General features: G+C 70.6%; 18 protein-coding genes and 1 pseudogene. 5 read left to right on the forward strand and 14 right to left on the reverse strand.

The features are described from left to right. Nucleotides 1-85: 85 nt before the first annotated feature. Nucleotides 86-1,315 (forward strand): hypothetical protein, encoded by a 1,230-nt coding sequence (locus O2L52_RS11270; RefSeq protein WP_270115497.1) that lies wholly within the window; start codon nt 86-88, stop codon nt 1,313-1,315. Continuing rightward, nucleotides 1,315-3,171, forward strand: a complete 1,857-nt coding sequence (locus tag O2L52_RS11275) for a YhgE/Pip domain-containing protein (RefSeq protein WP_270115500.1) — start codon at nt 1,315-1,317, stop codon at nt 3,169-3,171. Before O2L52_RS11270 ends, O2L52_RS11275 begins: the two co-directional genes overlap by 1 nt. A gap of 400 nt (nt 3,172-3,571) precedes the next feature. Here the strand turns inward: O2L52_RS11275 and O2L52_RS11280 are convergent, their stop codons facing one another. Continuing rightward, nucleotides 3,572-4,318, reverse strand: coding sequence for a TetR/AcrR family transcriptional regulator C-terminal domain-containing protein (locus tag O2L52_RS11280; RefSeq protein ID WP_270115502.1), 747 nt, complete (start codon nt 4,316-4,318; stop codon nt 3,572-3,574). Between the two features lie 81 nt (nt 4,319-4,399). Here O2L52_RS11280 and O2L52_RS11285 point away from each other — a divergent pair, with 81 nt between their 5' ends. After that, nucleotides 4,400-4,795: a VOC family protein gene (locus O2L52_RS11285; protein WP_270115503.1), complete on the forward strand. Its 396-nt coding sequence runs from the start codon at nt 4,400-4,402 to the stop codon at nt 4,793-4,795. Nucleotides 4,796-5,375: 580 nt separating this feature from the next. On the opposite strand, the gene O2L52_RS11290 is transcribed toward O2L52_RS11285, so the two are convergent. The 6 genes from O2L52_RS11290 to miaB are packed head-to-tail and all read right to left on the reverse strand — an operon-like array spanning nt 5,376 to nt 10,252. Then, nucleotides 5,376-6,182 carry a class I SAM-dependent methyltransferase gene (locus tag O2L52_RS11290; protein WP_270115504.1) on the reverse strand — a complete coding sequence of 269 codons (807 nt, stop codon included), beginning with the start codon at nt 6,180-6,182 and terminating at the stop codon, nt 5,376-5,378. A gap of 34 nt (nt 6,183-6,216) precedes the next feature. Next, nucleotides 6,217-7,230, reverse strand: coding sequence for a HEAT repeat domain-containing protein (locus O2L52_RS11295; protein WP_270115505.1), 1,014 nt, complete (start codon nt 7,228-7,230; stop codon nt 6,217-6,219). A 4-nt stretch (nt 7,231-7,234) separates the two neighbouring features. Further along, nucleotides 7,235-7,906 carry a HEAT repeat domain-containing protein gene (locus O2L52_RS11300; RefSeq protein ID WP_344471312.1) on the reverse strand — a complete coding sequence of 224 codons (672 nt, stop codon included), beginning with the start codon at nt 7,904-7,906 and terminating at the stop codon, nt 7,235-7,237. Between the two features lie 53 nt (nt 7,907-7,959). Next, nucleotides 7,960-8,397 carry a type II toxin-antitoxin system VapC family toxin gene (locus tag O2L52_RS11305; RefSeq protein WP_270115508.1) on the reverse strand — a complete coding sequence of 146 codons (438 nt, stop codon included), beginning with the start codon at nt 8,395-8,397 and terminating at the stop codon, nt 7,960-7,962. Then, nucleotides 8,394-8,714 carry a FitA-like ribbon-helix-helix domain-containing protein gene (locus O2L52_RS11310; RefSeq protein WP_270115509.1) on the reverse strand — a complete coding sequence of 107 codons (321 nt, stop codon included), beginning with the start codon at nt 8,712-8,714 and terminating at the stop codon, nt 8,394-8,396. Before O2L52_RS11310 ends, O2L52_RS11305 begins: the two co-directional genes overlap by 4 nt. Before the next feature lie 32 nt (nt 8,715-8,746). Beyond that, nucleotides 8,747-10,252, reverse strand: a complete 1,506-nt coding sequence (gene miaB / locus O2L52_RS11315; RefSeq protein WP_270115511.1) for a tRNA (N6-isopentenyl adenosine(37)-C2)-methylthiotransferase MiaB — start codon at nt 10,250-10,252, stop codon at nt 8,747-8,749. Nucleotides 10,253-10,537: 285 nt separating this feature from the next. Between miaB and O2L52_RS11320 the strand changes: the two are divergent. After that, nucleotides 10,538-10,801, forward strand: a pseudogene (locus tag O2L52_RS11320) (MMPL family transporter); the annotation flags it as partial. 43 nt (nt 10,802-10,844) lie between these two features. Here the strand turns inward: O2L52_RS11320 and O2L52_RS11325 are convergent. Beyond that, nucleotides 10,845-11,891, reverse strand: coding sequence for an aldo/keto reductase (locus O2L52_RS11325; protein WP_270115512.1), 1,047 nt, complete (start codon nt 11,889-11,891; stop codon nt 10,845-10,847). A 90-nt stretch (nt 11,892-11,981) separates the two neighbouring features. Between O2L52_RS11325 and O2L52_RS11330 the strand changes: the two genes are divergently transcribed. Then, nucleotides 11,982-12,593 (forward strand): TetR/AcrR family transcriptional regulator, encoded by a 612-nt coding sequence (locus O2L52_RS11330; RefSeq protein WP_270115514.1) that lies wholly within the window; start codon nt 11,982-11,984, stop codon nt 12,591-12,593. Between the two features lie 136 nt (nt 12,594-12,729). Here O2L52_RS11330 and ilvC read toward each other — a convergent pair whose 3' ends face one another. From ilvC to ilvD, 6 genes are all read right to left on the reverse strand, one after another. After that, on the reverse strand, nt 12,730-13,740 hold the full coding sequence (ilvC, locus tag O2L52_RS11335) for a ketol-acid reductoisomerase (RefSeq protein ID WP_270115515.1): 1,011 nt from the start codon (nt 13,738-13,740) through the stop codon (nt 12,730-12,732). An 18-nt stretch (nt 13,741-13,758) separates the two neighbouring features. Continuing rightward, complete coding sequence (gene ilvN / locus O2L52_RS11340; RefSeq protein ID WP_205324813.1) at nt 13,759-14,280, reverse strand: acetolactate synthase small subunit; 522 nt, start codon at nt 14,278-14,280, stop codon at nt 13,759-13,761. Next, the gene (locus O2L52_RS11345) at nt 14,280-16,139 is read right to left on the reverse strand and encodes an acetolactate synthase large subunit (RefSeq protein ID WP_270115516.1); all 1,860 of its coding nucleotides are present in this window, start codon (nt 16,137-16,139) and stop codon (nt 14,280-14,282) included. Before O2L52_RS11345 ends, ilvN begins: the two co-directional genes overlap by 1 nt. Nucleotides 16,140-16,365: 226 nt before the next feature. Continuing rightward, the gene (locus O2L52_RS11350) at nt 16,366-19,119 is read right to left on the reverse strand and encodes a putative bifunctional diguanylate cyclase/phosphodiesterase (RefSeq protein WP_270115517.1); all 2,754 of its coding nucleotides are present in this window, start codon (nt 19,117-19,119) and stop codon (nt 16,366-16,368) included. A 383-nt stretch (nt 19,120-19,502) separates the two neighbouring features. Then, complete coding sequence (locus O2L52_RS11355) at nt 19,503-21,491, reverse strand: hypothetical protein (RefSeq protein ID WP_270115518.1); 1,989 nt, start codon at nt 21,489-21,491, stop codon at nt 19,503-19,505. Between the two features lie 100 nt (nt 21,492-21,591). Beyond that, nucleotides 21,592-23,436, reverse strand: a complete 1,845-nt coding sequence (gene ilvD / locus O2L52_RS11360; protein WP_270115519.1) for a dihydroxy-acid dehydratase — start codon at nt 23,434-23,436, stop codon at nt 21,592-21,594. Between the last annotated feature and the right edge of the window lie 59 nt (nt 23,437-23,495).

Raw genomic sequence — 23,495 nt, forward strand, 5'->3', positions numbered from 1 at the left:
AAGTTACCCGTGAGTAACATTCTTCTGGTCATCAACCCGCGCAATCGCCCGAAACCGGGCGCACCGGCCTGTGAGGATAGTGTCCATGAGCGACAGGAGCGACGAAACGGGGCCAGCGCCCGAAACGCCCGGCAGCGAAAACCAAGCCGCCCACGGCAAAACGGCCCCCAATCCCGCCCGCCACCACACCCCGCCCCCCGGCCCCGCAGGCGACCCGGAGGCGACCGCCGAGCCGAACCTGGACGACGCCATCGCACTCCCCGCCGACGCCGTCACCGTGCGTCCGACCGACGGGACCACCGCACCACCGAGCGCCGGGACGCCGACCAGCGCCCGCGAGACCAGCGCCATGACCTCCCACGACACCGAGACCAGCGGCACCGAGCCCGCCGCACCTGCCGCGAACGAAGCCGCCGCACCGACCACCAAAGGCGCGCCCGACCACGACACCACCCGATTCCACCCAGCAACCCCCGCAACCGAACTCGCGCCCCCGAGCGCCACCCCCGCAGCGCAGCCCGAGCCCCAGAACCCCGCTTCCACAGCCGATCCCGAACCCGCCGGCGCAGCCGACACAGCGCACCGGACCACCGAGCAACGCCACGCCCCGCTCCAACACACCATCGCCTTCGACCGGCCCGGCGGCACCCCGTTCCTCACCGCGACCGGACTCACCGCCCACGGCCGACAAGGCCCCATCTTCACCGACATCACCGTCAACGCCGGCCTCGGCCAGCTCGTCGCAATCTGCGGCGACGGCGGCGAAGGCCGCACCTCACTCCTCCTCGCACTCACCGGCCGCTTCCCCCACCGCACCGGCACACTCGCCGTCGACGCCCAGACCAAACCCGGCCAGATCCGCCGCCGCTTCACCATCGCCCAAGCCGGACCGCCGATCCGCTTCGAGCCCTACGCCACCGTCAGCGCCTGCATCAAAGAGACCACCACCGTCTCCAAGGGAACCGCGACCCGCGCCAACATCAACGCCTGGCTCGACCGCCTCGCCGTCAGCATCGACACCGGCGACACCTTCGGATTCCTGCCCCGCATCGACCAGATCCGCTTCGCCATCGCATGCGCCGCCGCGAGCCGCACCCCCGCCATCGCCGTCGACGACGCCGACACCGGCCTCGACCGGTGCGGCTCCGCACTCGTCTTCGAAGCCCTGCGCACCGTCGCCGACGCCGGACAACTCGTCCTCGCCGTCTGCAGACGCTCCGACCCGCCCGCCGACACCGTCGTCGACCTCCGCGCCCAACCCGCACCCGACACCAGCACGCTCCACGCGAGCGACCGAAACGGAGGCCACCGATGATGAGCCCCTTCAGACTCGCCGCCGCCGAACTGCGCCGCTTCCGCGGCCACCCCATCCGCACCGCCGCACTCGTCGCCATCGTCCTCATCCCGCTCGTCTACGGCGGCCTCTACCTCTGGTTCGCCTGGGACCCCTACGGAAAACTCGACCAGATGCCCGTCGCCGTCGTCAACGAAGACACCGGCGCCAGCGTCGAAACCGACGGCGAGACCACCCCCATCAACGGCGGCGACCAGCTCGTCGAACAACTCAAGGAAGACCGCATCTTCGACTGGCAGTTCGTCGACGCCGACGAAGCCGCCCGCGGCCTCCAAAACGGCGACTACTACATGGTCATCACCGTCCCCGAAGACTTCTCCACCCGCCTCGCCAGCCTCTCCGGCACCGACCCCGAACAGGCCACCGTCGAATTCGACCTCAACGACGCCAACGGGTACGTCGCCGGCATCATGGCCTCCACCGTCGAATCCGAACTGCGCAACCAGATCAACACCGCCGTCTACGTCACCTTCGCCACCACCATCTTCGGCGACCTCACCGACCTCAACCAAGGCCTCACCGAAGCCGCCGACGGCGCGAACCAGCTCGCCGACGGCATCGGCACCGCCCAAGACGGCGCCGAAACCCTCGAAAACGGCCTCAGCGACCTCAACACCGGCGCCCAGCAAGTCGCGAACGGCGCCGACCAGGTAAGCGACGGCGTCGACCAAGCCGTCGGCGTCGCCCAACCCGTCGTCGAAACCCTCGCGGACAACTGGAGCCAAATCCAGACCGGCGCATCCTCAGCCGCCGACCTCTCCGACCGCGCCAACAGCGACCTCAACACCGTCTACACCACCCTCTGCGCCGCCGACACCGCCGACGCCGACGCATGCGCCCAACTCCAGACCTACATCGACGACGCCAACAGCGTCAACGACGACATCCAATCCACCAACGCCACCGTCCAGAGCACCACCACCGACACCCTCGACCAAGCCTCGAACGACCTCACCGCCCTCCAGACCGGCGCCGCCGACGTCGCCACCGGCGCCCAACAGGTCGCCGACGGCGCCTCCAACGCCCAGACCGGCGCAGGCGACCTCGCAACCGGTCTCACCGAACTCCAAGACGGCGCAACCACACTCGCCAACTCGCTAACCACCGCCGCCGAAAGCGTCCCGAGCACCAACCCGGCCGACGACGCCGACAACGCCGAGGCCTACGGCAGCCCCGTCACCATCGACGAAGACAACCGCAACGCCGCTGGCACCTACGGACGCGGCCTCGCCCCGTTCTTCATCGCCATCGCACTATGGGTCTTCGGCCTCATGGGCTACCTCGTACTACGTACGGTGAACAGCCGGGCGCTGGCCGGGCCGCTGCGCTCGGTCCCGATCGCCATCGGCGGCTGGCTCCCCGGCGCGTTCCTCGGCGTCCTGTCGGCGCTCGTCCTCTACCTCGCGGTGGAGCTGGGCCTCGGCCTCAACCCGCGGGACGCCCTCGACACGGTCGGGCTCTCGATGCTTGTGATCCTGACGTTCACGGCCATGGCGCACCTGCTGAAGCTCGCGTTCGGCACGGCCGGGAGCCTGCTGCTGGTCGTGCTGCTGATGCTGCAGTTGACGAGCGCGGGCGGCCTGTACCCGGTGGAGACGACGCCGAAGTTCTTCCAGGTGCTGCATCCGCTGCTGCCGATGAGCTATGTGGTCGATGCCCTGCGCGTGACCATCAGCGGCGGCGAGACCTCGCATGTGGTCAGGGCGCTGCTGGTCCTCGCGGCCTACCTGGTGGGCTCGCTGGCGCTCTCATCGCTGGTCGTGGCCGCCCGCCGCCGGTGGAAGCCCGACAGCCTCAACGTGCCCCTCCAGGTCTGAGTGCCGGTCGGGGTGCGGCTCCGGAATCGACCGGTCTGGGACCGAGCGCCGGTTCGGTTCCGGCGGGGATCGACCGGTCTGGGACCGAGCGAAGGTTCAGGGCTGAACCCTCGGTCGGTGCTCGGCGTCTGGCCGGGATCGGCCGACCCGCGCCCGCCGTGACGGTGGGTTCCCGTCGCGACATCGCGGTCGACGGCGACCACGAGCACGGCATTGCGGCCACCCAGGGCAGCCGACGCACACCGCTAGGCGATGGCGCAGACCCATACCCATGCGTACTTGACCGGCCCGAGAGTCCTTGCGGACTGTCGGGCCGGTCGCGTTACACCGTTCTGTCGCTCGACGCCGCCGCTTACCGCTCGACGTCTCTCCCCTTACTGCTCGACGTCACTCGTTCGCCTTACCGCTCGATGAGCGCCGCGAGGCCGTCGAGGGTCCGCGCAAGCCCGAACGCGAACGCGTGCTCGGCGTTGTACGCGGCGTCGTGCGCCTCGCCCGCGGCCTGGCCGACGCGGACGGCAGTCGGGTACCGCTCGGGGTCCAGGACCTTCGCGAGCAGGGGACCGTTGGCCTCCCACCACTCCTGATCGTCCATGCCGCTCGTGGCGCGCTCGGCCTCGGACTGGGCCGCGTCCTGCGCGGCCGTGCGCACGAAGGCGAGTAGGTACGCCAAGGCGTCGTCCATCTCGACATCGCTGAGCCCCAGGCCTTCCAGGGCCTGGAGCTCGTGCTCGTACTTGGCGCACTGGCCGGGCCCGAGCGGCGGGCGGCTCGGCGAGGCGGCCGCGGCCCAGGGGTGCTCGCGGTAGAGCCCGTAGTTGCCCCGCGCGACGGCGGTAAGCCGCTCGCGCCAGGCGCCGGTGGTGGGGGACCGCTCCATGCCCACGAAGAGCGCGTCGAGCATGAGCGCGACGAGCTCGGTCTTCCCCGGCACGTAGGTGTAGAGCGTCATCGGGGCCTTCCCGAGCTCCTGGGCGAGGCGGCGCACCGTGACCGCTTCCAGCCCTTCGGCATCGGCTAGCGCGATTGCGGCGGTGACGACCTCGTCCACGGTCAGGCCCTTGCGGGGCCCGCGCCCGCTCTCGGGGGCGGCCCTCCAGAGGAGCTCGAGCAGATTCGGCTTCGGTGTTTCAGTGGTGGCACTCACAGGAGAATCCTAACGCGCGAAGTTGTACGCCGTACGACGTACGCTGTACAATATACAACGTACGAAGAAAAGGAGCCGCACATGCGCATCACCTCATCCGCCGTCTCGCTCAATGTCGCCGATCCGATCGCCTCCGCCGAGTTCCTCAAGCGCCACTACGGCTTCACCGAGGACATGGCCGCCGAGGGCTTCGTCTCGCTCTCGCGCCCGGACGTCGGCTTCAACGTCATCTTCCTCAAGACGGGCCTGTCCACGTTCAAGCCCGAGAGTGCCAAGGGCCACGCCGACGGCCTCCTGCTGGCCTTCGTCGTCGAGGACATCGACGCCGAATACGCCCGCGTCCAAGCTGAGGGCGTCGCCATCACTACGCCGATCGAGACCGAAGAATGGGGCGAGCGCTACTTCCAGACCGCCGACCCCAACGGCGTGATCATTCAACTCGTCCAGTGGATGACAGACCCGACAGCAGCGGCCTAACCCACAGCCGCCCCGCTGCGCGACTCAACCCGGCTCGGGGGGGGGGGCCCCCCCCGGGGGGGGGGGGCCGGCGGGGGGGGGGGCCCCCCCCCCCCCCCGGGGGGGGGCCCCCCCCCGCGACTTGCCCGCCCCGCCCCGCCCGGCCGCAGATGCAGTCGACGTGACTCCCCACCTGCGGAATCACGGCAATGCACAGAGTTATCCACAAGAAGGAAACTCACGGTTGTCGGTCAAGTGCAACCCGTGACACCGTTGCTGCATGCGCCAAACGAACCACAAGACCACCACCGCTGCCGCTATCCACAGGGCGCTGTCCAGCATGGAAGCAGCACTGCCGGAAGTTATCCACAGGCGGCAACTTTCTGTTGCGGGTCAACTCCACGGCGTGTCAGCCTTGATACAAAAAAGCCATCTGGCCTTGCGGGATGGCGGCGACACAAGGGGATTCGCGAACGTCGCCATACCGAGACCGCGCGCGGGAACCCACCCGCGCGCGGTCCCCGCACGGGCCACACCTCCTCCGCGGGGGCTCCATGGGCGGCCGGACACACCAGTCCGGCCGCCCATGCATTCATCAGACTCACTTGACGGCGGTGACGAGGTAATAGTCGATCCAGCCGTTCTCGTAGCAGCGCAGCCAGTTCCGGCCCCAGGAGTCGCGGTACTCGGTCTGGGCCACCCACTGGTCGAACTGGCGCCACACGTGCTCGCCGATCGGAGTCGCGGTGGCACCGTCGAACCCGGCCGCGGTGAGGTCGGCGGTGAACTCCCCCACTGGCGTGATCACATCGACGCCGGAGGCGACCGTCTCGATGAGGTCGGCGACCTGCGCGGTGTCGGCGCCGTCGGGCGCGAAGAACGTCGCGGTGGCGAACCGCCCGCCGGGCTTGAGGACTCGGTGCGCTTCGCGGGCCACCAGGGCGAGGTCGTCCACGTGCTGGAGCATCTCGACCGCGTACACGCCGTCGAACGTCTGGTCGTCCCAAGGGATCTCGGTGACCGAGCCGCGGTGGTACGAGAGCCGCCCCGGTAGTGCCTCGAGCGTCTCGGCGTTGGCCCTGCCGGCGCGGGCGAGCTGCGCGGATGAGCGGTCGAGACCGGTGACGCTCACGTCGAACTCCCGGGCGACGAGCGCCGCGCCGACGCCGATGCCCGATCCGAGCTCCAGGAGGTGCGCACCCGCTCGCGGTTCGAGCCGGGCGACGACCTGCCGGTAGAGCTCGGCCTGGCTGGCGGTCCGATCCTCCTCGGTGAGTTCGCGGTCCGGCTCGGGCTCGGCCCAGTAGCCGTAGTTGATGAACGATCCCGAGAAGATCGTGAGGGAGCCGAGGTCGAGTTCCCCGTACATGAAGTCGCGCTGCGCCTGCACTTCGGTGTCACGTTCCATACCAACCGATTCTGACACGAACCGCGCGAGCGGTTCAGGCGCCGCCCTCGGCCCGGTCCTCGATCAGCGCGGCCAGGGCCGCGGCGGTGCGGGCGAGCGTGCGGTCGGCGTCGGCGGTCAGGCCGTGCAGCAGTGGGAGGGCGAACGCGTCAGGCAGTTCGGCGAGGGCTTGGACCAGCCGCATCCGCACCGGGTGGTCCGCGGCGGGCGCTTCCAGTTCGGCGGCCAGCGCTGCCTCGATCGGGGCCGCGAGTTCCGGGTCGGCGGCCAGGGTGCCGAGTACTTCGGACGCTTCGACATCGTTGGTGCCGGTGACGATCATGTTGACGAGGACCGGTGCCGCTTCGGGCCTGCGGCGCGTGCCCAGGGCGAGTGCGGCGCGGGCGCGGACGTGCGGGTCGGGGTCGGCGAGGGCGTTGGTGAGGAGGTCGGCTGCGTCGTCGCCGGGGATCTCGGTGAGCATTTGTACCGCGCGGCGGCGGACGTCGGGGTCGTCGCTCGTGAGGCCGGGCTCGAGGTTGGCCGCGACGTCGGCGCCGGCTCGGGCGAGGGCCCAGCGGAGGGCTCCGGCGACGTGTGGATCGGTCTCGGTGAGGACGGCCTCGGCCAGGACGGGGGCGGGCATGTCCGATTCGGGGGCGAGGACGGTTTGCTGTCGTGTTGCGGCGCTGGGCGAGGCGAGGCCGCGCAGGAGTTCGACGATGCGCAGGACCGCTTCCCAGCCGGCGGGCTCGGATGCGTCGACGGCGCGGAGGCGCTTGAGGAGTTCTCGTTCGCGGGCCAGGCGGCGCTCGGTCTCGCGGATGAGGTCGCCGATGAGGTCGGTGGGGGCGAACCCCGGGTCGTCGAGGACCTGTCCGATTTGGCGCAGCGACAGGCCCAGGGTTCGCAGGCTCTCCACGTGGAAGATCCGCTGGATGTCCGGTTCGGCGTATTCGCGGTAGCCGCCGACGGTGCGACCGGTGGGTCGCACGAGCCCGAGGGACTCGTAGTGCCTGAGCATTCGGGCGCTTACGCCCGAGCGGCGGGCGACCTCACCGATCAGCATCGCGTCAGCCCTGCCTTTCGGTGCCGAGGGCGTAGATCCGCTTGGCCTCCTTGACGGCGGGTTCGAACGCGGCGTCGGGGTCCTCGAGGAGCCGTTGGGTGGCGGCGGCGTGGGCGGTGACGATCGGGTCGCCGCTGTCCAGCGCCCGTTGGAGGACCGGTTCGACGACTGCGCCGAGCGCGACCAGGGCTCGGCTGAGGCTGAGTTGGACTTCGCGTCCGCCGCGGCCGAGCTGGGTCGCCAGGGTTTCGGCGAGGTCGCGTTCGCGGCCTTCGGGGACGACGGCTTCGGCGGCGCGCCAGGCGGCGCGGGCGACCTCGTCGTCGGGGTCGCGCAGCAGGGCCGGGGTCATCGCGGGCCAGGCGCGGGCGTCCCCGATCTTGGACAGGGTGTGCAGGGCCTGGCTGCGGGCTTGCGAGCGGTCCGTTTCGAGTTCGGCGAGCAGGCGCGGGACGGTGAGGTCCGGCGAGAGCCGGGTGAGGGCCCAGGTGAGCATGTCGCGCACGTAGAAGTCGGGTTCGGTGCCGCAGCGGGCGACGAGGGCTTCGAGCAGGGCTCTGTCGGGGTCGGTGCCGATGGCGAGCGCGGCCTGCAGTCGCTGGGACGGGGTGTGGGCGGCGAGGGCCGCGATGAGCTGTGTGTTGCGTTCCGTGTGGATGGGAACCACCTCCTGGATCCCAGTGAACGCCTTGACACTGTGTCAGTGTCAAGGTTCGGGTGATGTACGCGTCAGACGAGTGTGAAGCCGCGGAGTTCGGCGACGGCGGCCTGTTCTTTGTCTCGGGAGGCGAACGCGTAGGGCTCGCCGGCGGCGAGGTCGGGGAGCAGGAGTGTGGCGGTGGCGATGTGCCAGGCGTCCATGGCGCGGATGCCGTGGGTGGCGACGATTTCGAAGGCTTCGCCTTCGACCTGGTCTTGTGGGGCGGAGATGACGGTGATCGGGCCGTCGGGACCGGTGTCGGCGCGCCAGATGTCGAGCAGGGCGTCTTTGTCGCGGCGTTTGGCCCGGGCGGTGCGGACGAGGGCTCCGGCGACCTCGATGCGGGTCCATGAGCCGGTGACCACGAGGATTTCGGGGTCGCGGAGGAGCTTCAGGGCCTCGGCGTGGCCGCGTTCGTCGGGCAGGTACGAGCGCGCGAGCACCGAGGAGTCGGCGTAGACGATCACAGGAGGCGGTCCCGGTCTTCCTCGAACATCTGGTCGAGGATGGGTCCGACGCCGCGCATCGAGTCGAGGACGCGGGCGCGCAGGGCTTCGACGTCGTGGAGCGCGGTGGGTTCCTTTGCGACTTTCAGCGGCGGGGCGAGCATGCCGAGGGCCGCGGCCTTGGCGCGGACTTTCTCGGTCGCGGTGCGGCCGTCCGTTTCGCCGATGACGGAGAGGATCTCGTTGGCGATCGCGTTGACCGAGCGGTGTTCGCGCTTGGCCCGCTCGGTGAGGCGGGCGTGGAGGTCGTCGTCAACGCGGAGTAGGAGCTGCTTCATCCCTCGATGATAGCACTTGAAGAGGACTGATATCAGCAGGCGCAGCCAGGGGTTTCGGCCTTCGGGAGGGGCTTCCTGCCGATGCCTGGCATGCCGAGGCTGACGCCGGGGAGCTTGGTGGCCTTGCCCGCGGCCCAGGCGTCGCCGGCCTTCGTCGCGCGGTGGGTCAGGACCCCGCCGTCCGCGACGAGGTGGTGCGGGGCGCCGTAGGTGACGACGGTGGTGACCACGTCGCCGGGGCGCACGCCTTCGGCGTTGCCGGTCGGGTCGGTCGCGCTGGGGGTCACGGTGAAGTGGACGAGGCGGCCGTCGCGGGCGCGGCCGGAGAGGCGGCCGGTGGCGGCGTCCTTGCGGCCGTCCCCCACGGTGACGAGGACTTCGACCTCGGTGCCTTCGAGCTTGCGGTTCTCTTCCCAGGAGATGCGCTCCTGCAGGGCCACGAGGCGCTCGTACCGCTCCTGGACGACGGCCTTGGGGATCTGGTCCGCCATCGTCGCGGCGGGGGTGCCGGGGCGGATGGAGTACTGGAAGGTGAAGGCGCTGGAGAAGCGGGCCTGCTCGACGACGTCGAGGGTGGCCTGGAAGTCCTCTTCGGTCTCGCCGGGGAAGCCGACGATGATGTCGGTGGTGATGGCCGCGTCGGGCATGGCCTTGCGGACGTCGTCGATGATGCCCAGGTACTTCTCGGAGCGGTAGGAGCGGCGCATCTCCTTGAGGACCTTGTCCGAGCCGGACTGGAGCGGCATGTGGAGCGAGTGGCAGACGTTCGGGGTCTCGCTCATCGCGGCGATCACGTCGTCGGTGAAGTTCTTGGGGTGCGGGCTGGTGAAGCGCACGCGCTCCAGGCCCTCGATCTGGCCGCAGGCGCGCAGGAGCTTGCCGAAGGCGAGCTTGTCGCCGAACTCGACGCCGTAGGTGTTGACGTTCTGGCCCAGGAGGGTGACCTCCGAGACGCCCTCGTCGACCAGGGCCTGGACCTCGGCGAGGATCTCGCCGGGGCGGCGGTCCTTCTCCTTGCCTCGCAGGCTCGGCACGATGCAGAACGTGCAGGTGTTGTTGCAGCCCACGGAGATCGAGACCCAGCCGGAGTAGGTGGAGTCGCGCTTGGTGGGGAGGGCGGAGGGGAACGTCTCGAGGGTCTCGAGGATCTCGACCTCGGCCTCCTGGTTGTGGCGGGCCCGCTCCAGGAGCACCGGCAGCGAGCCGATGTTGTGGGTGCCGAACACCGCGTCGACCCAGGGGGCGCGCTTGACGATCTCGCCGCGGTCCTTCTGCGCGAGGCAGCCGCCGACGGCGATCTGCATGTCGGGGTTCTCGCGCTTGGCGGGGGCGAGGTGGCTGAGGTTGCCGTACAGCTTGTTGTCGGCGTTCTCGCGCACCGCGCAGGTGTTGAACACGACGAGGTCGGGCGCGGCGTCGGCCGCGACCGGCACGTACCCGGCCTCTTCGAGCAGGCCCCCGATGCGCTCGGAGTCGTGCACGTTCATCTGACAGCCGTACGTCTTCACCTGGTACGTCTTCACTGCTTGGTCAACCACCCTCCCAGGATAGACGCGAGTCACGTCACAGCCCGAGGGCCGGTCTCAGGGCCCCTCGGTCCACGTCTGGAGCTTCTCGGGGTTGCGGACCGCCCAGATCCGCGCGATCCGGTCTCCGGCGACGTCGAAGGCCGCCACTGTGACCGTGGTGCCGCCGCGCCGGGCGATCAGGCCCGAAGTCGCGGATGAGGTCGGGCCGGACCGCTGAGGCGGCGGGCCGCGCGCTTCGCGCACGCGGCGGCGGGCCGAGGACGCGAGCTTGCGGCACGCGCTTATCGGCCACCGGGGGTGATCACGTCGGCGGGGCTGGTGCTGGCCGGGACGTTCGCGGCGGTGGCGTCGCTGCCGCTGGTCTTCGCTGCTGAGCTCGGGTTCAATGTGGCGTTCGGCGTGCTGCTCGACACGCTTGCGGTGCGGTCGGCGCTGGTGACTGCGTTGACTGTGGACGCGGGCCGGTGGATGTGGTGGCCCGGCAGGTTGTTCCGGGAGCGCGGCGCGTCGGGGGTGCTCGTCGAGGAGGGGAAGGTGCCTGCGCTCGCGGGCGGGTAGGAGCCTGGGGCCCGGCACCGTTCGGTGCCGGGCCCGGCCCGCGTCACTTGCCGGAGGGGACGATGGGCGGGTTGAGGCGGGCGAAGCCCTCTTGGGCTTCGTACGGGTAGTACGGGTAGGGCGCGATGCGGCCGCTGGCCTTGTCGAGGCGGGCGACTTGGTCGGTGGTGAGTTCCCAGCCGATCGCGCCGAGGTTGTCCTGGAGTTGGCGCTCGTTGCGGGCGCCGATGATGACGGAGGCGACGGTGGGGCGGCGCAGGAGCCAGTTGAGTGCGATCTGCGGGATCGTCTTTCCGGTCTCCTGGCTGAGGTCGTCGAGGACGTCGACCACGTCGTAGAGGAGTTCGTTCTCGACGGCCGGGCCCCATTGGGCGGTCTCGTGGAGGCGGCTGCCTTCGGGGAGGGGTTGGCCGCGGCGGATCTTGCCGGTGAGGCGGCCCCAGCCGAGGGGGCTCCAGACGACCGCGCCGACGCCTTGGTCGTGGCCGAGCGGCATGAGCTCCCATTCGTAGTCGCGGCCGACGAGGGAGTAGTAGACCTGGTGGGCCGCGTAGCGGGTCCAGCCGTGCGCGTCGGCGGCGGCGAGGGACTTCATGAGCTGCCAGCCGGCGAAGTTGGAGACGCCGATGTAGCGGAGTTTGCCGGATTTCACGAGGTCGTCAAGGGCGCTGAGGGTCTCCTCGACGGGGGTGCCCGCGTCGAAGGCGTGGAGCTGGAACAGGTCGATGTAGTCGGTGCCGAGGCGCTTGAGGGCGGCCTCGACGGTGGTGATGAGGCGGGCGCGGCCGGTGCCGGCGTCCTGGGGGCGGTCCCCGGTCGGGAGGCCCGCTTTGGTGGAGATGAGGGCGCGGTCCCGGCGGCCTTTGAGGGCTTCGCCGAGGACGCGTTCGGATTCGCCGTCGGAGTAGGCGTCGGCCGAGTCGAACATGGTGACGCCGGCGTCGAGCGCCATGTCGACCATGCGGCGGGCCTGGTCGGTGTCGGTGTCGCCCCAGGCGCTGAAGAGGGGGCCGCGTCCGCCGAAGGTGCCTGCGCCGAAGCTGAGGGCAGGGACGTGGAGGCCTGAAGCGCCGAGTCTGCGGTATTCCATGATGAAGCCCTTCTAAAGGTTCTGGAGTTCCGTTAAGAACTTCGACTAAGCTAACCCACGAAGCATCATTAACGCAACTGGAGTCCCGTTATGAGTGACGAGCGTCCCGATCCCGGCACCGTCCGACCCGGCGGCCGCACCGCGAAGGTGCGCGAGGCCGTGCTCCGCGCCGCCGGAGACGCCCTGGCCGAGGACGGTTTCGACCGGCTCGACCTCGCCGAGATCGCCCGCCGCGCGGGCGTCGGCAAGACCACGGTCTACCGCCGCTGGGGCACCGTGCCCGGACTCGTGGCCGACCTGCTCACCGAGATGGCCGAGGAGTCCGTGTCGCGCACCGAGACCGGCTCCCTGCTCGGCGACCTCACCGCCCAGGCCCGGCTTGTCCAGTCCACATTGAGCGATTCCCGGCAGGGCCCGCTCTTCAAGGCCCTCATCACCGCCGCCGCCTGCGACCCCCAGACCGCCGAGGCCCTGCAGCGCTTCTACCGCATCCGCACCGAAGAGTGGGCGCCCTGCGTCACCGCCGCGATCGACCGCGGCGAGGTCCCCGAGGGCACCGACCCGACCGAGGTCGTCCGCGCCGTCTCAGCGCCCCTCTACTACCGCCTCCTCATCGCCGGCGACCCCATCGACCAGCCCATGGCCGACCGCACCGCCAAGGCCGCGGCCACCGCCGCCCGAGGGGGCGCCTTCACCCGCTGACCCGCCCACGCAAAAGGCCGGGAACCGCAGTGCGGTTCCCGGCCTCTCAATGTGCTTGAGACTCAGGCGGACTCGATGCCCATTCCTCGATCGCTGCTACGCGGTCTCGGTGCTGAACACACGGATCACTACGCGGCTACGCCGTTTCCGTGATCTTGCGCTGCACCCAAGGCATGAGCGCGCGCATCTTGGCGCCCGTCTCTTCGATCTTGTGGTCGGCCTGCTCCTGCTGAAGCTTCTTGTAGTTCTCGCGCTTCTCCGACTCCGCGACCCACTCCTTGGCGAAGGTGCCGTCCTGGATCTCGGTGAGGATGCGCTTCATCTCGGCCTTGGTGTCGGCGTTGACGACGCGCGGGCCGCGGGTCAGGCCGCCGTACTCGGCGGTGTCCGAGACGGAGTACCACATGTTGGCGATGCCGCCCTCGTAGATCATGTCCACGATCAGCTTGAGCTCGTGCAGGCACTCGAAGTACGCGGCCTCGGGGGCGTAGCCCGCCTCGACCAGGGTCTCGAAGCCGGCCTTGATGAGCTCGGCGGCGCCGCCGCACAGCACGGCCTGCTCACCGAACAGGTCGGTCTCGGTCTCCTCCTTGAAGGTGGTCTTCAGGACGCCCGCGCGGGTGCCGCCGATCGCCTTCGCGTAGGAGAGCGCGACCGCCTGGGTGTCGCCCGACGGGTCCTGCTCCACCGCGACGAGCGCGGGGACGCCCTTGCCGTCCACGAACTGGCGGCGGACCATGTGGCCCGGGCCCTTCGGGGCGACCATGGCGACGTTCACGTCCGCCGGGGCCTGGATCAGGTCGTAGCGGATGTTGAAGCCGTGGCCGAAGAACAGGCTGTTCCCGGCGGACAGGTTCGGGGCGATCTCGTCGGCGTAGAGCTTCGCCTGCGCCGTGTCCGGCACGAGGATCATGATGACGTCGGCCCACTCCGCGGCGGCGGCCGGCGTGAGCACTTTCAGGCCCGCCTCCTCGGCCTTCGGACGGGACTTGGAGCCCTCCTGCAGACCGATGACGACCTCGACACCGGAGTCGCGGAGGCTCAGCGAGTGGGCGTGGCCCTGCGAGCCGTAGCCGAGGACGGCGACCTTCTTGCCCTGGATGAGGGCCAGATCGGCGTCGTCGTCGTAGAACACTTCAGCGGACATGTACTGCTTCCTTCGTTACTAGCTATTCGGAGAGACGTAGCGCGACAGCGACGCCATCGACTTGGCGCCGCGCCCGAGCGCGACCGTCCCCGACTGGACGAGCTCCTTGATCCCGAACGGCTCGAGGACTTCCAGGAACGCCTCGATCTTGTCGGAGTTCCCGGTGACCTCGAAGGTGACCGTGTCGGGTGTGACGTCGACCGAGCGGGCTTTGAACAGCTCGGCGGCGGCGATCACCTGGCCGCGGGTGGCGGCGTCGGCGCGGACCTTCACCAGCAGCAGTTCGCGCTGCACGGAGGAGCCCGCTTCCAGTTCCACGATCTTCAGGACGTGGATGAGCTTGTTGAGCTGCTTGGTGACCTGCTCCAGCGAGCCCGCCTCGACGTCCACCACGATGGTGATGCGGCTGACGCCGGGGTGCTCGGTCTCGCCGACGGCGAGGGAGTCGATGTTGAAGCCGCGCCTGGAGAACAGGGCGGCCACGCGGGCGAGGACGCCCGGCTTGTTCTCGACGAGGACCGACAGCGTGTGCGTACTCATCAGATCTCACCCTCGTCGTCGAAGTTCGGGCGCACGTCGCGCGCGTACAGGATCTCGTCGTTGGAGACCCCGGCCGGGACCATCGGCCACACCATCGCGTCCGGCCCCACGGTGAAGTCCACCACGACCGGGCGGTCGTTGATCGCGTTGGCCTGCTTGATGATGTCGTCGACCTCATCCACGGTCTCCGCCCGCAGGCCGACGCAGCCGAGGGCTTCGGCGAGCTTCACGAAGTCCGGGATCCGCGGCGAGGCCTCGGAGTGGTGCGTCGACAGGTTCGTCTGCGAGTACCGCTTGTCGTAGAACAGGGTCTGCCACTGGCGGACCATGCCCAGGTTGCCGTTGTTGATGACCGCGACCTTGATCGGAATGCCCTCGATCGCGCAGGTCGCCAGCTCCTGGTTCGTCATCTGGAAGCAGCCGTCGCCGTCGACCGCCCACACGGTGCGGTCCATCTCGCCCAGCTTGGCGCCCATGGCCGCCGGCACGGCGTAGCCCATGGTGCCCAGGCCGCCCGAGTTGATGAACGTCCCGGGCGTCTCGTACTTGATGAACTGCGACGCCCACATCTGGTGCTGGCCGACGCCGGCCGTCCAGATCGTGTCCTCCGGGGCCAGCTCGCCGAGCCGCTGGATGACCCACTGCGGGGTCAGCAGCCCGTCGTCGATGTCCGTGTACCCCAGCGGGTAGCGGCCGCGCAGGTCGTCGAGGGTCTCCCACCAGGTCTTCAGGCGCTCCTTGCCGCCGTCCTCGTAGGCCTCGATCATCGCCGAGATGGCGGCCTTGCAGTCCCCCACGATCGGCACGTCCGCCTCGCGGTTCTTGCCGATCTCGGCCGGATCGATGTCGACGTGCACGATCTTCGCCTCAGGGGCGAACGACGCGAGCTTGCCCGTGACCCGGTCGTCAAAGCGGGCGCCCAAGGCCACCAGCAGGTCCGACTTCTGCAGCGCGTGCACCGCGGGCACCGTGCCGTGCATGCCGGGCATGCCCAGGTGCTGCGGGTGCGAATCGGGGAAGGCCCCGCGCGCCATCAGCGTGGTCACGACCGGAGCTCCCGTGAGCTCGGCCAGCGCCAGCAGCTCGGCGTGCGCGCCGGACTTGACGACGCCGCCGCCGACGTACAGCACCGGCTTCTTGGCTTCGGCGATGAGGGCCGCGGCCTCGCGGATCTGCTTGCCGTGCGGCTGCGTCGTGGGGCGGTAGCCGGGCAGGTCCATCTTGGGCGGCCACACGAACGGGGCCTGCGCGTTGAGGATGTCCTTGGGGATGTCGACCAGGACCGGGCCGGGGCGGCCGGAGGCCGCCACGTAGAAGGCCTCGGCCATCACGCGGGGGATGTCCTCGGCGTCGGTGATCAGGTACGAGTGCTTGGTGATCGGCATCGTGATGCCGCAGATGTCGGCTTCCTGGAAGGCGTCGGTGCCGATGGCGGACGACGCGACCTGGCCGGTGATGGCCACGATCGGGACGGAGTCCATGTGCGCGTCGGCCAGCGGGGTCACCAGGTTGGTCGCGCCGGGGCCGGAGGTGGCCATGCACACGCCGACCCTGCCGGTGGCCTGCGCGTAGCCCTGGGCGGCGTGGCCGGCGCCCTGCTCGTGGCGGACGAGGACGTGGCGCACCTTCTCGGAGTCCAGGAGCGGGTCGTAGGCCGGGAGGATCGCGCCGCCCGGGATGCCGAAGACGGCCTCGACCTCGAGCTCCTCGAGCGCGCGGACGACGGCCTGCGCGCCGGTGAGGACGGGTGCGGCGCCGGAAGCGCCGATCGGAGGAGCCGGCTTGGGGGCCTTCGGCCTCGCAGGCTGAGCTTTGGCAGCCTGCGGCCCAGGCTTCGGTGCCTTCACTGGTGTGCTCATGTCCTTCGTCCAATAGGGAGATGTGGCTGGTTCGACATGTGGCGTCGTTCCCCGGGCAGAAAAAATCGCCCGCGTGCTAGACGCACGGGGCGAGCGCACCGTCGGAGAACGACGGTGCGCTAGATAAGTACTACGACGAGCGGCCGCGCGGCGGGCGCGGTCGCGATGCTCAGGTCGTAGTTCTGCTTCGGCACGCTCCCCAGGATGCACGATTCCGGCCCGTGAGTCAACTTTTCTCAGACTCCGGGACGTCGTTGGGCGTGTCGCCGGGCCCCTCGGCGTCGCCCGGGACCGGCTCGGGCGCGATCACGTCGGCGGGCCCGGGCAGTGCGGGCGGGAGGGCCCGCGGGTCGCCGGCGAGCCAGCGCGTGAGGTCGTCCGGCTCCATCGGCTTGGCGAGGAGGTAGCCCTGCACGAGCGGGGCCTGGGCGGTGATCATGGCGTTGAGCTGCGTGTCGGTTTCGACGCCTTCGGCGATGACCTCCATGCCGAGGATGCGGCCGAGGGCGACGGTGATGGCCGCGAGGGGGCCGACGCCGCCGTCGTCCTTGGCGATGAGGTCGCGGTCGATCTTGATGATGTCGACCGGGAGTCGCTCGAGCTGGCCGAGCGAGGAGTAGCCGGACCCGAAGTCGTCCAGGGCGATCCGCACGCCCGCGCCGCGCAGGGCTCCGAGCTGGGCGACGAGGGTGTTCATCTGGTGGGAGAAGTCGTGCTCGGTCACTTCGAGGACGAGGCGGCGGGCCGGGACGCCGGCGGCGATGAGCGCGGTGTTGACCTCGGTGGCGAACAGGTGGGTGTGGAGCTCCTTGACGGAGACGTTCACGGAGATCCAGGCCTTGATGCCGGCGGCGGCCCAGGTGGCGAGCTGCTCGGCGGCGCGGTTGACGGCCCAGACGGCGAGGTCTTGGGTGAGGCCGGATTCGGTGGCGGCGGGGATGAACTCGCCGGGGCTGACGTGCCCGAGCCGGGGGTGGTGCCAGCGCATGAGGGCCTCGGCGCCGACGATGGAGCGGTCGGCGGTGGCGAACACGGGCTGGTAGACGAGGCGGAGCTCGTTGCGGCGGATGGCGCCGCGCAGTTCCTGGGTGAGCTCGTTCTTGCGGCGCACTTTGCGGTCGAACTCGGCGTCGTAGGTGGCGTAGCGGTTCTTGCCGGCCTGCTTGGCGGCGCGGAGGGCGAGGTCGGCGTTGCGGAGGAGGATCTCGGGGTCGCCGAAGCCCTCGGCGGCGGTGGCGATGCCGACCGAGCCGGTGGTGAAGACCGTGGACTCGTCGTGGAAGTCGTAGGGCTCGCCGAGGCGGGCGACGAGGGCTTTGGCGGTGGCGACGGCTTCGGACCAGCTGGCGCGCAGGAGGATCGCGAATTCGTCGCCGCCGAGGCGGGCGCCGACGTCGGTGGGGCGCAGGAGTTCCTTGATGCGCCGGGAGACTTCGACGAGGAGTTCGTCGCCGAAGTCGTGGCCGCGGGTGTCGTTGACGTTCTTGAAGCCGTCGAGGTCGAGCAGGAGGAGCGCGGTCTGGTGCTCTTCGGCGCTCACGCCGTCTTCGAGGCTCTGGAGGAGCGCGCGGCGGTTCGCCAGGCCGGTGAGCGGGTCGGTGTAGGCCATGCGCGCGAGTTCGGTCTCCAGGCTGCGGCGGGCGCCTACGTCCTCCACGCGGGCCACCAGGCCCCGTACTTGGGGTTTGCCGCGGAGGTCGGTCACGACGGTCTCGGTGTGGCGCCAGCGGCGCGCGGAGTCGCGGACGCGGATGTTGAGGGAGACGTGGCGGGTGTGGCTGATGCCGTCCAGGAGGGTGCGGAGGTCTTCTTCGGCGGCGCGGCGGTCGTCGATGTGGACGAGGTCCAGGAAGGACGCGCCGACGCAGCTGCCGGAGTCGGTGGCGGGCCGCCAGGCGGAGTCCTCGGGGTGCCAGGTGACGGTGAGGTCGGGGTCGAGGACGAGCACGGTGTCGGAGGCGACCCCTACGATGGCGGAGAGCTTGCGCTGGCGGGCGGCGGCCTCGCCGGTGACGCGGCGGACGTCGAAGTAGGTGAGGACGAGGCGGGCGGCGAGGGCTCCGGCGGCGGCGAGTGCGAGGAGGGCGGCGTCGAGCGGGAGCGGGCCTACGTGGCCGCCGTTGAAGAGGACTGCGGCGGCGGCGAGGGCGGCCGCGCCGGCCATGACGGAGTAGTGGACGCCGGGGTAGTTCGGCTTGTCGACGGGCGCGGGCTTCTGGGTGCGGGCGAGGTAGGTGACGCCGAGGAGGGCGGCGCAGGTGGCGACCCAGGCGACGGACCACCAGAGGATGCGCTCGTCGGGGCGGTCCCACTGCCAGGTCATGTAGGTGGCCATGGCGGTGAGGTGCACGGCGAAGACGGCCATGTACGCGAGGGCGTGGCGGCGGCGCCAGCGCTGGATGCGGAAGGTGGTGGTGAAGCCGACGCCGAGCATCACGACGCCCATCATGGCGGGGATGACGATGGCGAGGTCGCCGTCGGCGAGGTGCCCTCGGAACTGTTGGAAGAGCGGGCGGAAGGCGAGGAGCCAGACGGCGAAGAGGAAGCAGAGGCCGACGAACGCGCCGTCCACGAGGCGGCGCTGCACGGCCTGCGGGTCCCAGCCGTTGTCGGGGAGGCGAAGCAGCGCAAGGGACCAGATGACGACGGCGGTGCTGAAGCCGAGGCCCGCGGCGAGGGACGCGCCGGCGCCGGGGAGCCAGCAGGCGGCGGCGATGCCGGCGGCGACGGCCTGGATGCCGGCGGCCATGAGTTGGTAGGTGACGCGGCGGGCGGGCGCGATGCGCCCGGCGGCGCGCCACATGAGGAGTCCGGCGCAGGCGGCGCCGATGCTGCCGAGGACGGCGGCGGAGGCGGGGTCGATGCGCGGGAAGTCCGAGTGCGAGCCGACGACGACGACGGCGGTGAGGACGGAGCACCACACTGCCGCGGTCGCGAACCACGACAGCAGCTGCCGCACGCGGCGGGGTGATGGCGCCATCAACTGACCCAATCGTAGGAAACCTCGTGCTTAACAGGATGCCGCATCCTCGTACCGATCCGTATCGGGCCCTCCGCATCTGCGTGCTGGGGTGCCGCAGGGGGGTACGGGAGTCCGACTTCGCCGGTATCGGGGCTTACGCGGGGCCGTCATCGGGCGGCGGCCGGGCTCGTCCGCCCCGAGCGGTCCGGGTCAGCGGTCCGAGTCGGGTGGTCCGGGCCGAGCGAGACGGGCCGAGCGAGACGGGCCGAGCGGCGGCCGCTATTCGCCGGGGCGCTCGGACGGCGGCCGGGCTCGTCCGCCCCGAGCATTCCGGGCCGAACGGTCCGAGTCAGCGGTCCGGGCCGAGCGGTCTGGGACCCGCCCGGACCGGACGGCGGCCGCTATTCGCCGGGTGCGGCCGGTCGCGTGTCGCCGAGTGCGCTCGCGGCGGTTCCGGCTGGCAGGCATTCGAGGAGGTGCTCGATGGCGCGGCGGGTGGCGAGGCCCCTCTCGGTCTCGGCGCGCTCCCGGGCCTCGGCGTCCTTGCGGGCCTTGACGAGCGCGGCGCGGGTCTCGGCCAGTTGCTCGTCCCGGCGGTCGAGGGCCTTGCCCGCCTTGGCGGCGTCGCTGCGGTATTTCCACAGCGGGATGACCGCGGCGAGGACGAAGAGGACGGCGGCGAACCACTGCCCGAGGAAGACCATGAGGACGCCGAGGAGGCCGAGCGCGGCCGCGATGCCGTAGCTGAGCGGCTTGGAGGGTTCGGCGGCGGCGAAGGCCTGCTCGATGCGGCGCTCGACGACGGCGAACTGGTCGGGGTCGTGGCCGTCGCGGGTGACCTCGATGTACTCGCCGCGGCGGCGCACGGTGACGACGGCCTTCTCGGTGGTGCCGAGGGCGGCTTCGATGCGGTCGAGCCGTTCCCGCAGGACCGGCGCGGCGAGGCCGAGGGCGAGGCGGCGCAAGGGGATCGGGGCCTCGGGGTCGAAGAGGTCGCGCCGCACGAGGTCGGCCAGGGTCCCGGCCGGGTCGGACCAGGAGCGCCGGTCAGTTTCGCGCCCTTCGGGAGCGGGGTCGAGCGCGGCCATCTCGCGGACGATCGGCAGCTCGGCGTCGCTCGGCTCCTCGATGAGCTCCTGAAGGTAGGAGCGCCAGACGAGGTCGTCGTGAGGCGGTGCGGCAGCGGGGCCGGACGAGTCGGCGACCGCGACGCCCTCGCCCGGTCGGGAGGCATCCCCGTCGGGTGCCGTGCCGCCGCTGCGCGGCCAGGCGGCCTCGGAGGTTCCGGCCTGGTTGGCCAGCGCCGCATCGGCATCGACCGGTGCACCCGCGTCGAGCCGCAGCGGGTCGACCGCGGCACCGCCGGATGCCGCGTCGCCGTTGCGCGTCCCGGCGGCCTCGGAGATTCGGGCCTGGTCGTCCAGCGCCTCGACGGCATCCAGCGGTGCGCCCGCCTCAGCGGTCACTCGGTCGGGCGCGCCGAGCCTCAGCGGGTCAGACGCACCGGCATCACCGGATGCCGCGTGGTGCGATTCGCCGTGTTCCAGGACGGTGGCGCTTCCGGGTGCCTCCGCGAAGTGCGTTGCGAGTGCTGCCAGGGCTTCGGCCAGAGTCGGATGGCGCAGTTCGTCGGCGCCGAACCGCTCGATGGCCTCGTCCCAGGACTTGAGGGCTTCCTCGTCGATCGCGGCGGCGTCGAAGCGCTCGCGCAGCAGCGCGGCGATCTGCGCCTCGGCCGCCGGGCCGAAAGCGCCGGTCGCCGCCTGCTCCCACAGTGTCCGCCAGCCCCAGGCGACCTGGCCCGGGGCCGCGACGCCGAGGTCGGCGGGCTCGCTCAGCAGCCGCAGCACGGCCGCGTCGATGAACGCGGGCTGGTCGAAGCAGCGGCCGACCGCGAGGCTGAACAGTTCCGTGCGCACCGCGTCGCGCTCGCGCGCCCGCTCGAGGCCGGCCTTGAGGCCGCCGAACGCGTCCCCGGCGGTCCGCTGCGCCGGCACCCGGTCCCGCAGCACCAGCGGCAGCACCGCGGCCGCCGCCGACGGCAGCCAGTACCCCGACACGTCCTCGAACCCGCGCATCAGCGGCGCCCGGCCCTCGGCGAGGGCCCGCACGGTGTTGCGGATCTCCTTGCGCGCCTGGTACTCGTCGAACTCGACCTGCTGGAACCGCAGCTCGGTCCAGTCCAGGACCGCCTCGATCCGCTCGGCCACCGAGTCGAGCTTCGAGTCGACCTGCTTGAGGCCCTGCTTGAACTGGTCGCGGGTGGCCTCCAGCTGGCGCCGCCGGGACGCCCGCTCGGCCGCCAGCTCCTCGTCGAGTTCGTTGATCGCACTGGTCTGGGACCACTCCTGGGTGAAGTCCGACCAGTTCCACTGGCTCACACGCGCCATCGGGCACACTCCGGGGATCGAGGGGTTCGGGCGTGTTCATTGTGCCCGGGGCACGCCAACGGCGGGGTCCTGAACCGGACCCCGCCGTCGATGCCTTGCGCTAGTTGACCTTGCGGACCGCGCCGTCGCTGGCCGGCGTGGCCATCGAGGCGTACGCCTGCAGGGCGCGGGAGACCACCCGGTTGCGGCTCACCGGCGTGTAAGGCTGCTCGCGCTTCTCCTGGGCCACACGGCGTTCGGCCAGCACCGAGTCCTCGACCCTGAGCTCGAGCCTGCGGCCCGGGATGTCGATCTCGATGATGTCGCCGTCCTCGACGAGGGCGATCAGGCCCTCGCCGGCGGCCTCGGGGCTGACATGCCCGATGGAGAGGCCGGAGGTGCCGCCCGAGAAGCGGCCGTCGGTGATGAGCGCGCACTTGCGGCCCAGGCCGCGGCCCTTCAGGAACGAGGTCGGGTAGAGCATCTCCTGCATGCCGGGGCCGCCCTTGGGGCCCTCGTAGCGGATGACGACGACCTCGCCCTCCTTCACGGACTTGTCGAGGATGCCCTGCACCGCGTCGTCCTGCGATTCGAAGACGTGCGCCGGACCGGTGAAGGTCCAGTTCTCCTCCGGCACGCCCGCGGTCTTGACGACGCAGCCGTCCACGGCGAGGTTGCCGAACAGCACGGCCAGGCCGCCGTCCTTCGTGTAGGCGTGCTCGACGGCGCGGATGCAGCCCTCTTCGGCGTCCGTGTCGAGGGTCTTCCAGCGGTTCGAGGTCGAGAACGCCTGCGTGGTGCGCACGTTGCCGGGCGCGGCGTGGAACAGCTCGATCGCCTCCGGGGCCGGGGCCTCGGCGCGGATGTCCCACTTGGCGAGCCACTCGGCGAGCGACGCCGAGTGCACGGAGCCGACCCCCTCGTGGAGCAGGCCGCCGCGGCGCAGCTCGCCCATGATCGCGGGGATGCCGCCGGCGCGGTGGAAGTCCTCCATGTGGAACTTCGGCGAGTTCGGGGCGACCTTCGCCAGGCACGCGACGCGGCGCGAGATCGCGTCGATGTCGGACACCTGGAAGTCCAGCTCCGCCTCGCGGGCGGCGGCCAGGAGGTGCAGGATCGTGTTCGTGGAGCCGCCCATGGCGACGTCCATCGCCATCGCGTTCTCGAACGCGTCGCGGGTGGCGATGCTGCGCGGCAGGACCGACTCGTCGTCCTGGTCGTAGTAGCGGCGGGCCAGGTCCATCACGGTGCGCCCGGCCTCTTCGAACAGGGCCCGGCGGGCCGTGTGCGTGGCGAGGGTCGAACCGTTGCCCGGCAGCGACAGGCCCATGGCCTCGGTGAGGCAGTTCATCGAGTTCGCGGTGAACATGCCCGAACACGAACCGCAGGTCGGACACGCGTCGAGCTCCATCTGGCGCAGCTGCGCGTCGGAGACGTCGTCGTTCGCGGCCGCGACCATCGGGTCGACCAGGTCGAGCTTCTGGACGACGATGCCGTCCTTGTCGACGGTCTTGCCGGCCTCCATCGGCCCGCCCGAGACGAAGACGACCGGGATGTTCAGGCGCAGCGCGGCCATGAGCATGCCGGGCGTGATCTTGTCGCAGTTGGAGATGCACACGAGCGCGTCCGCGCAGTGCGCGTTGACCATGTACTCGACCGAGTCGGCGATGATCTCGCGGCTGGGCAGCGAGTAGAGCATGCCCTCGTGGCCCATGGCGATGCCGTCGTCGACGGCGATCGTGTGGAACTCCTTGGAGACGCCCCCGGCCTCGGCGATGGCCTCGGCGACGATGTCGCCCATGTTCTTGAGGTGCACGTGCCCCGGGACGAACTGCGTGTACGAGTTGGCGATGGCCACGATCGGCTTGCCGAAGTCGGAGTCGGTCATGCCCGTTGCGCGCCAGAGCGCGCGGGCGCCCGCCATCTGGCGGCCGTGTGTGGAAGTGCGTGAACGTAGCGCTGGCATGGAACAAGTCTGCCACGTCCTGAATAGCGGGACGATGCGCCCGGACCTTAGGACTGCCT

This window comes from Glycomyces algeriensis, assembly GCF_027622855.1.
GTDB lineage: Bacteria > Actinomycetota > Actinomycetes > Mycobacteriales > Micromonosporaceae > Glycomyces > Glycomyces algeriensis.

Excerpts from the sequence above, each read along its gene's own strand:
- O2L52_RS11310 (WP_270115509.1), bottom strand. The coding sequence starts at position 8,714 with ATGAAGCAGCTCCTACTCCGCGTTGACGACGACCTCCACGCCCGCCTC.
- ilvN (WP_205324813.1), bottom strand. The coding sequence starts at position 14,280 with ATGAGTACGCACACGCTGTCGGTCCTCGTCGAGAACAAGCCGGGCGTC.
- O2L52_RS11285 (WP_270115503.1), top strand. The coding sequence starts at position 4,400 with ATGCGCATCACCTCATCCGCCGTCTCGCTCAATGTCGCCGATCCGATC.
- O2L52_RS11270 (WP_270115497.1), top strand. The coding sequence starts at position 86 with ATGAGCGACAGGAGCGACGAAACGGGGCCAGCGCCCGAAACGCCCGGC.
- O2L52_RS11290 (WP_270115504.1), bottom strand. The coding sequence starts at position 6,182 with ATGGAACGTGACACCGAAGTGCAGGCGCAGCGCGACTTCATGTACGGG.
- ilvC (WP_270115515.1), bottom strand. The coding sequence starts at position 13,740 with ATGTCCGCTGAAGTGTTCTACGACGACGACGCCGATCTGGCCCTCATC.
- O2L52_RS11275 (WP_270115500.1), top strand. The coding sequence starts at position 1,315 with ATGAGCCCCTTCAGACTCGCCGCCGCCGAACTGCGCCGCTTCCGCGGC.
- O2L52_RS11295 (WP_270115505.1), bottom strand. The coding sequence starts at position 7,230 with ATGCTGATCGGTGAGGTCGCCCGCCGCTCGGGCGTAAGCGCCCGAATG.
- O2L52_RS11325 (WP_270115512.1), bottom strand. The coding sequence starts at position 11,891 with ATGGAATACCGCAGACTCGGCGCTTCAGGCCTCCACGTCCCTGCCCTC.
- O2L52_RS11330 (WP_270115514.1), top strand. The coding sequence starts at position 11,982 with ATGAGTGACGAGCGTCCCGATCCCGGCACCGTCCGACCCGGCGGCCGC.
- O2L52_RS11345 (WP_270115516.1), bottom strand. The coding sequence starts at position 16,139 with ATGAGCACACCAGTGAAGGCACCGAAGCCTGGGCCGCAGGCTGCCAAA.
- O2L52_RS11350 (WP_270115517.1), bottom strand. The coding sequence starts at position 19,119 with ATGGCGCCATCACCCCGCCGCGTGCGGCAGCTGCTGTCGTGGTTCGCG.
- ilvD (WP_270115519.1), bottom strand. The coding sequence starts at position 23,436 with ATGCCAGCGCTACGTTCACGCACTTCCACACACGGCCGCCAGATGGCG.
- O2L52_RS11355 (WP_270115518.1), bottom strand. The coding sequence starts at position 21,491 with ATGGCGCGTGTGAGCCAGTGGAACTGGTCGGACTTCACCCAGGAGTGG.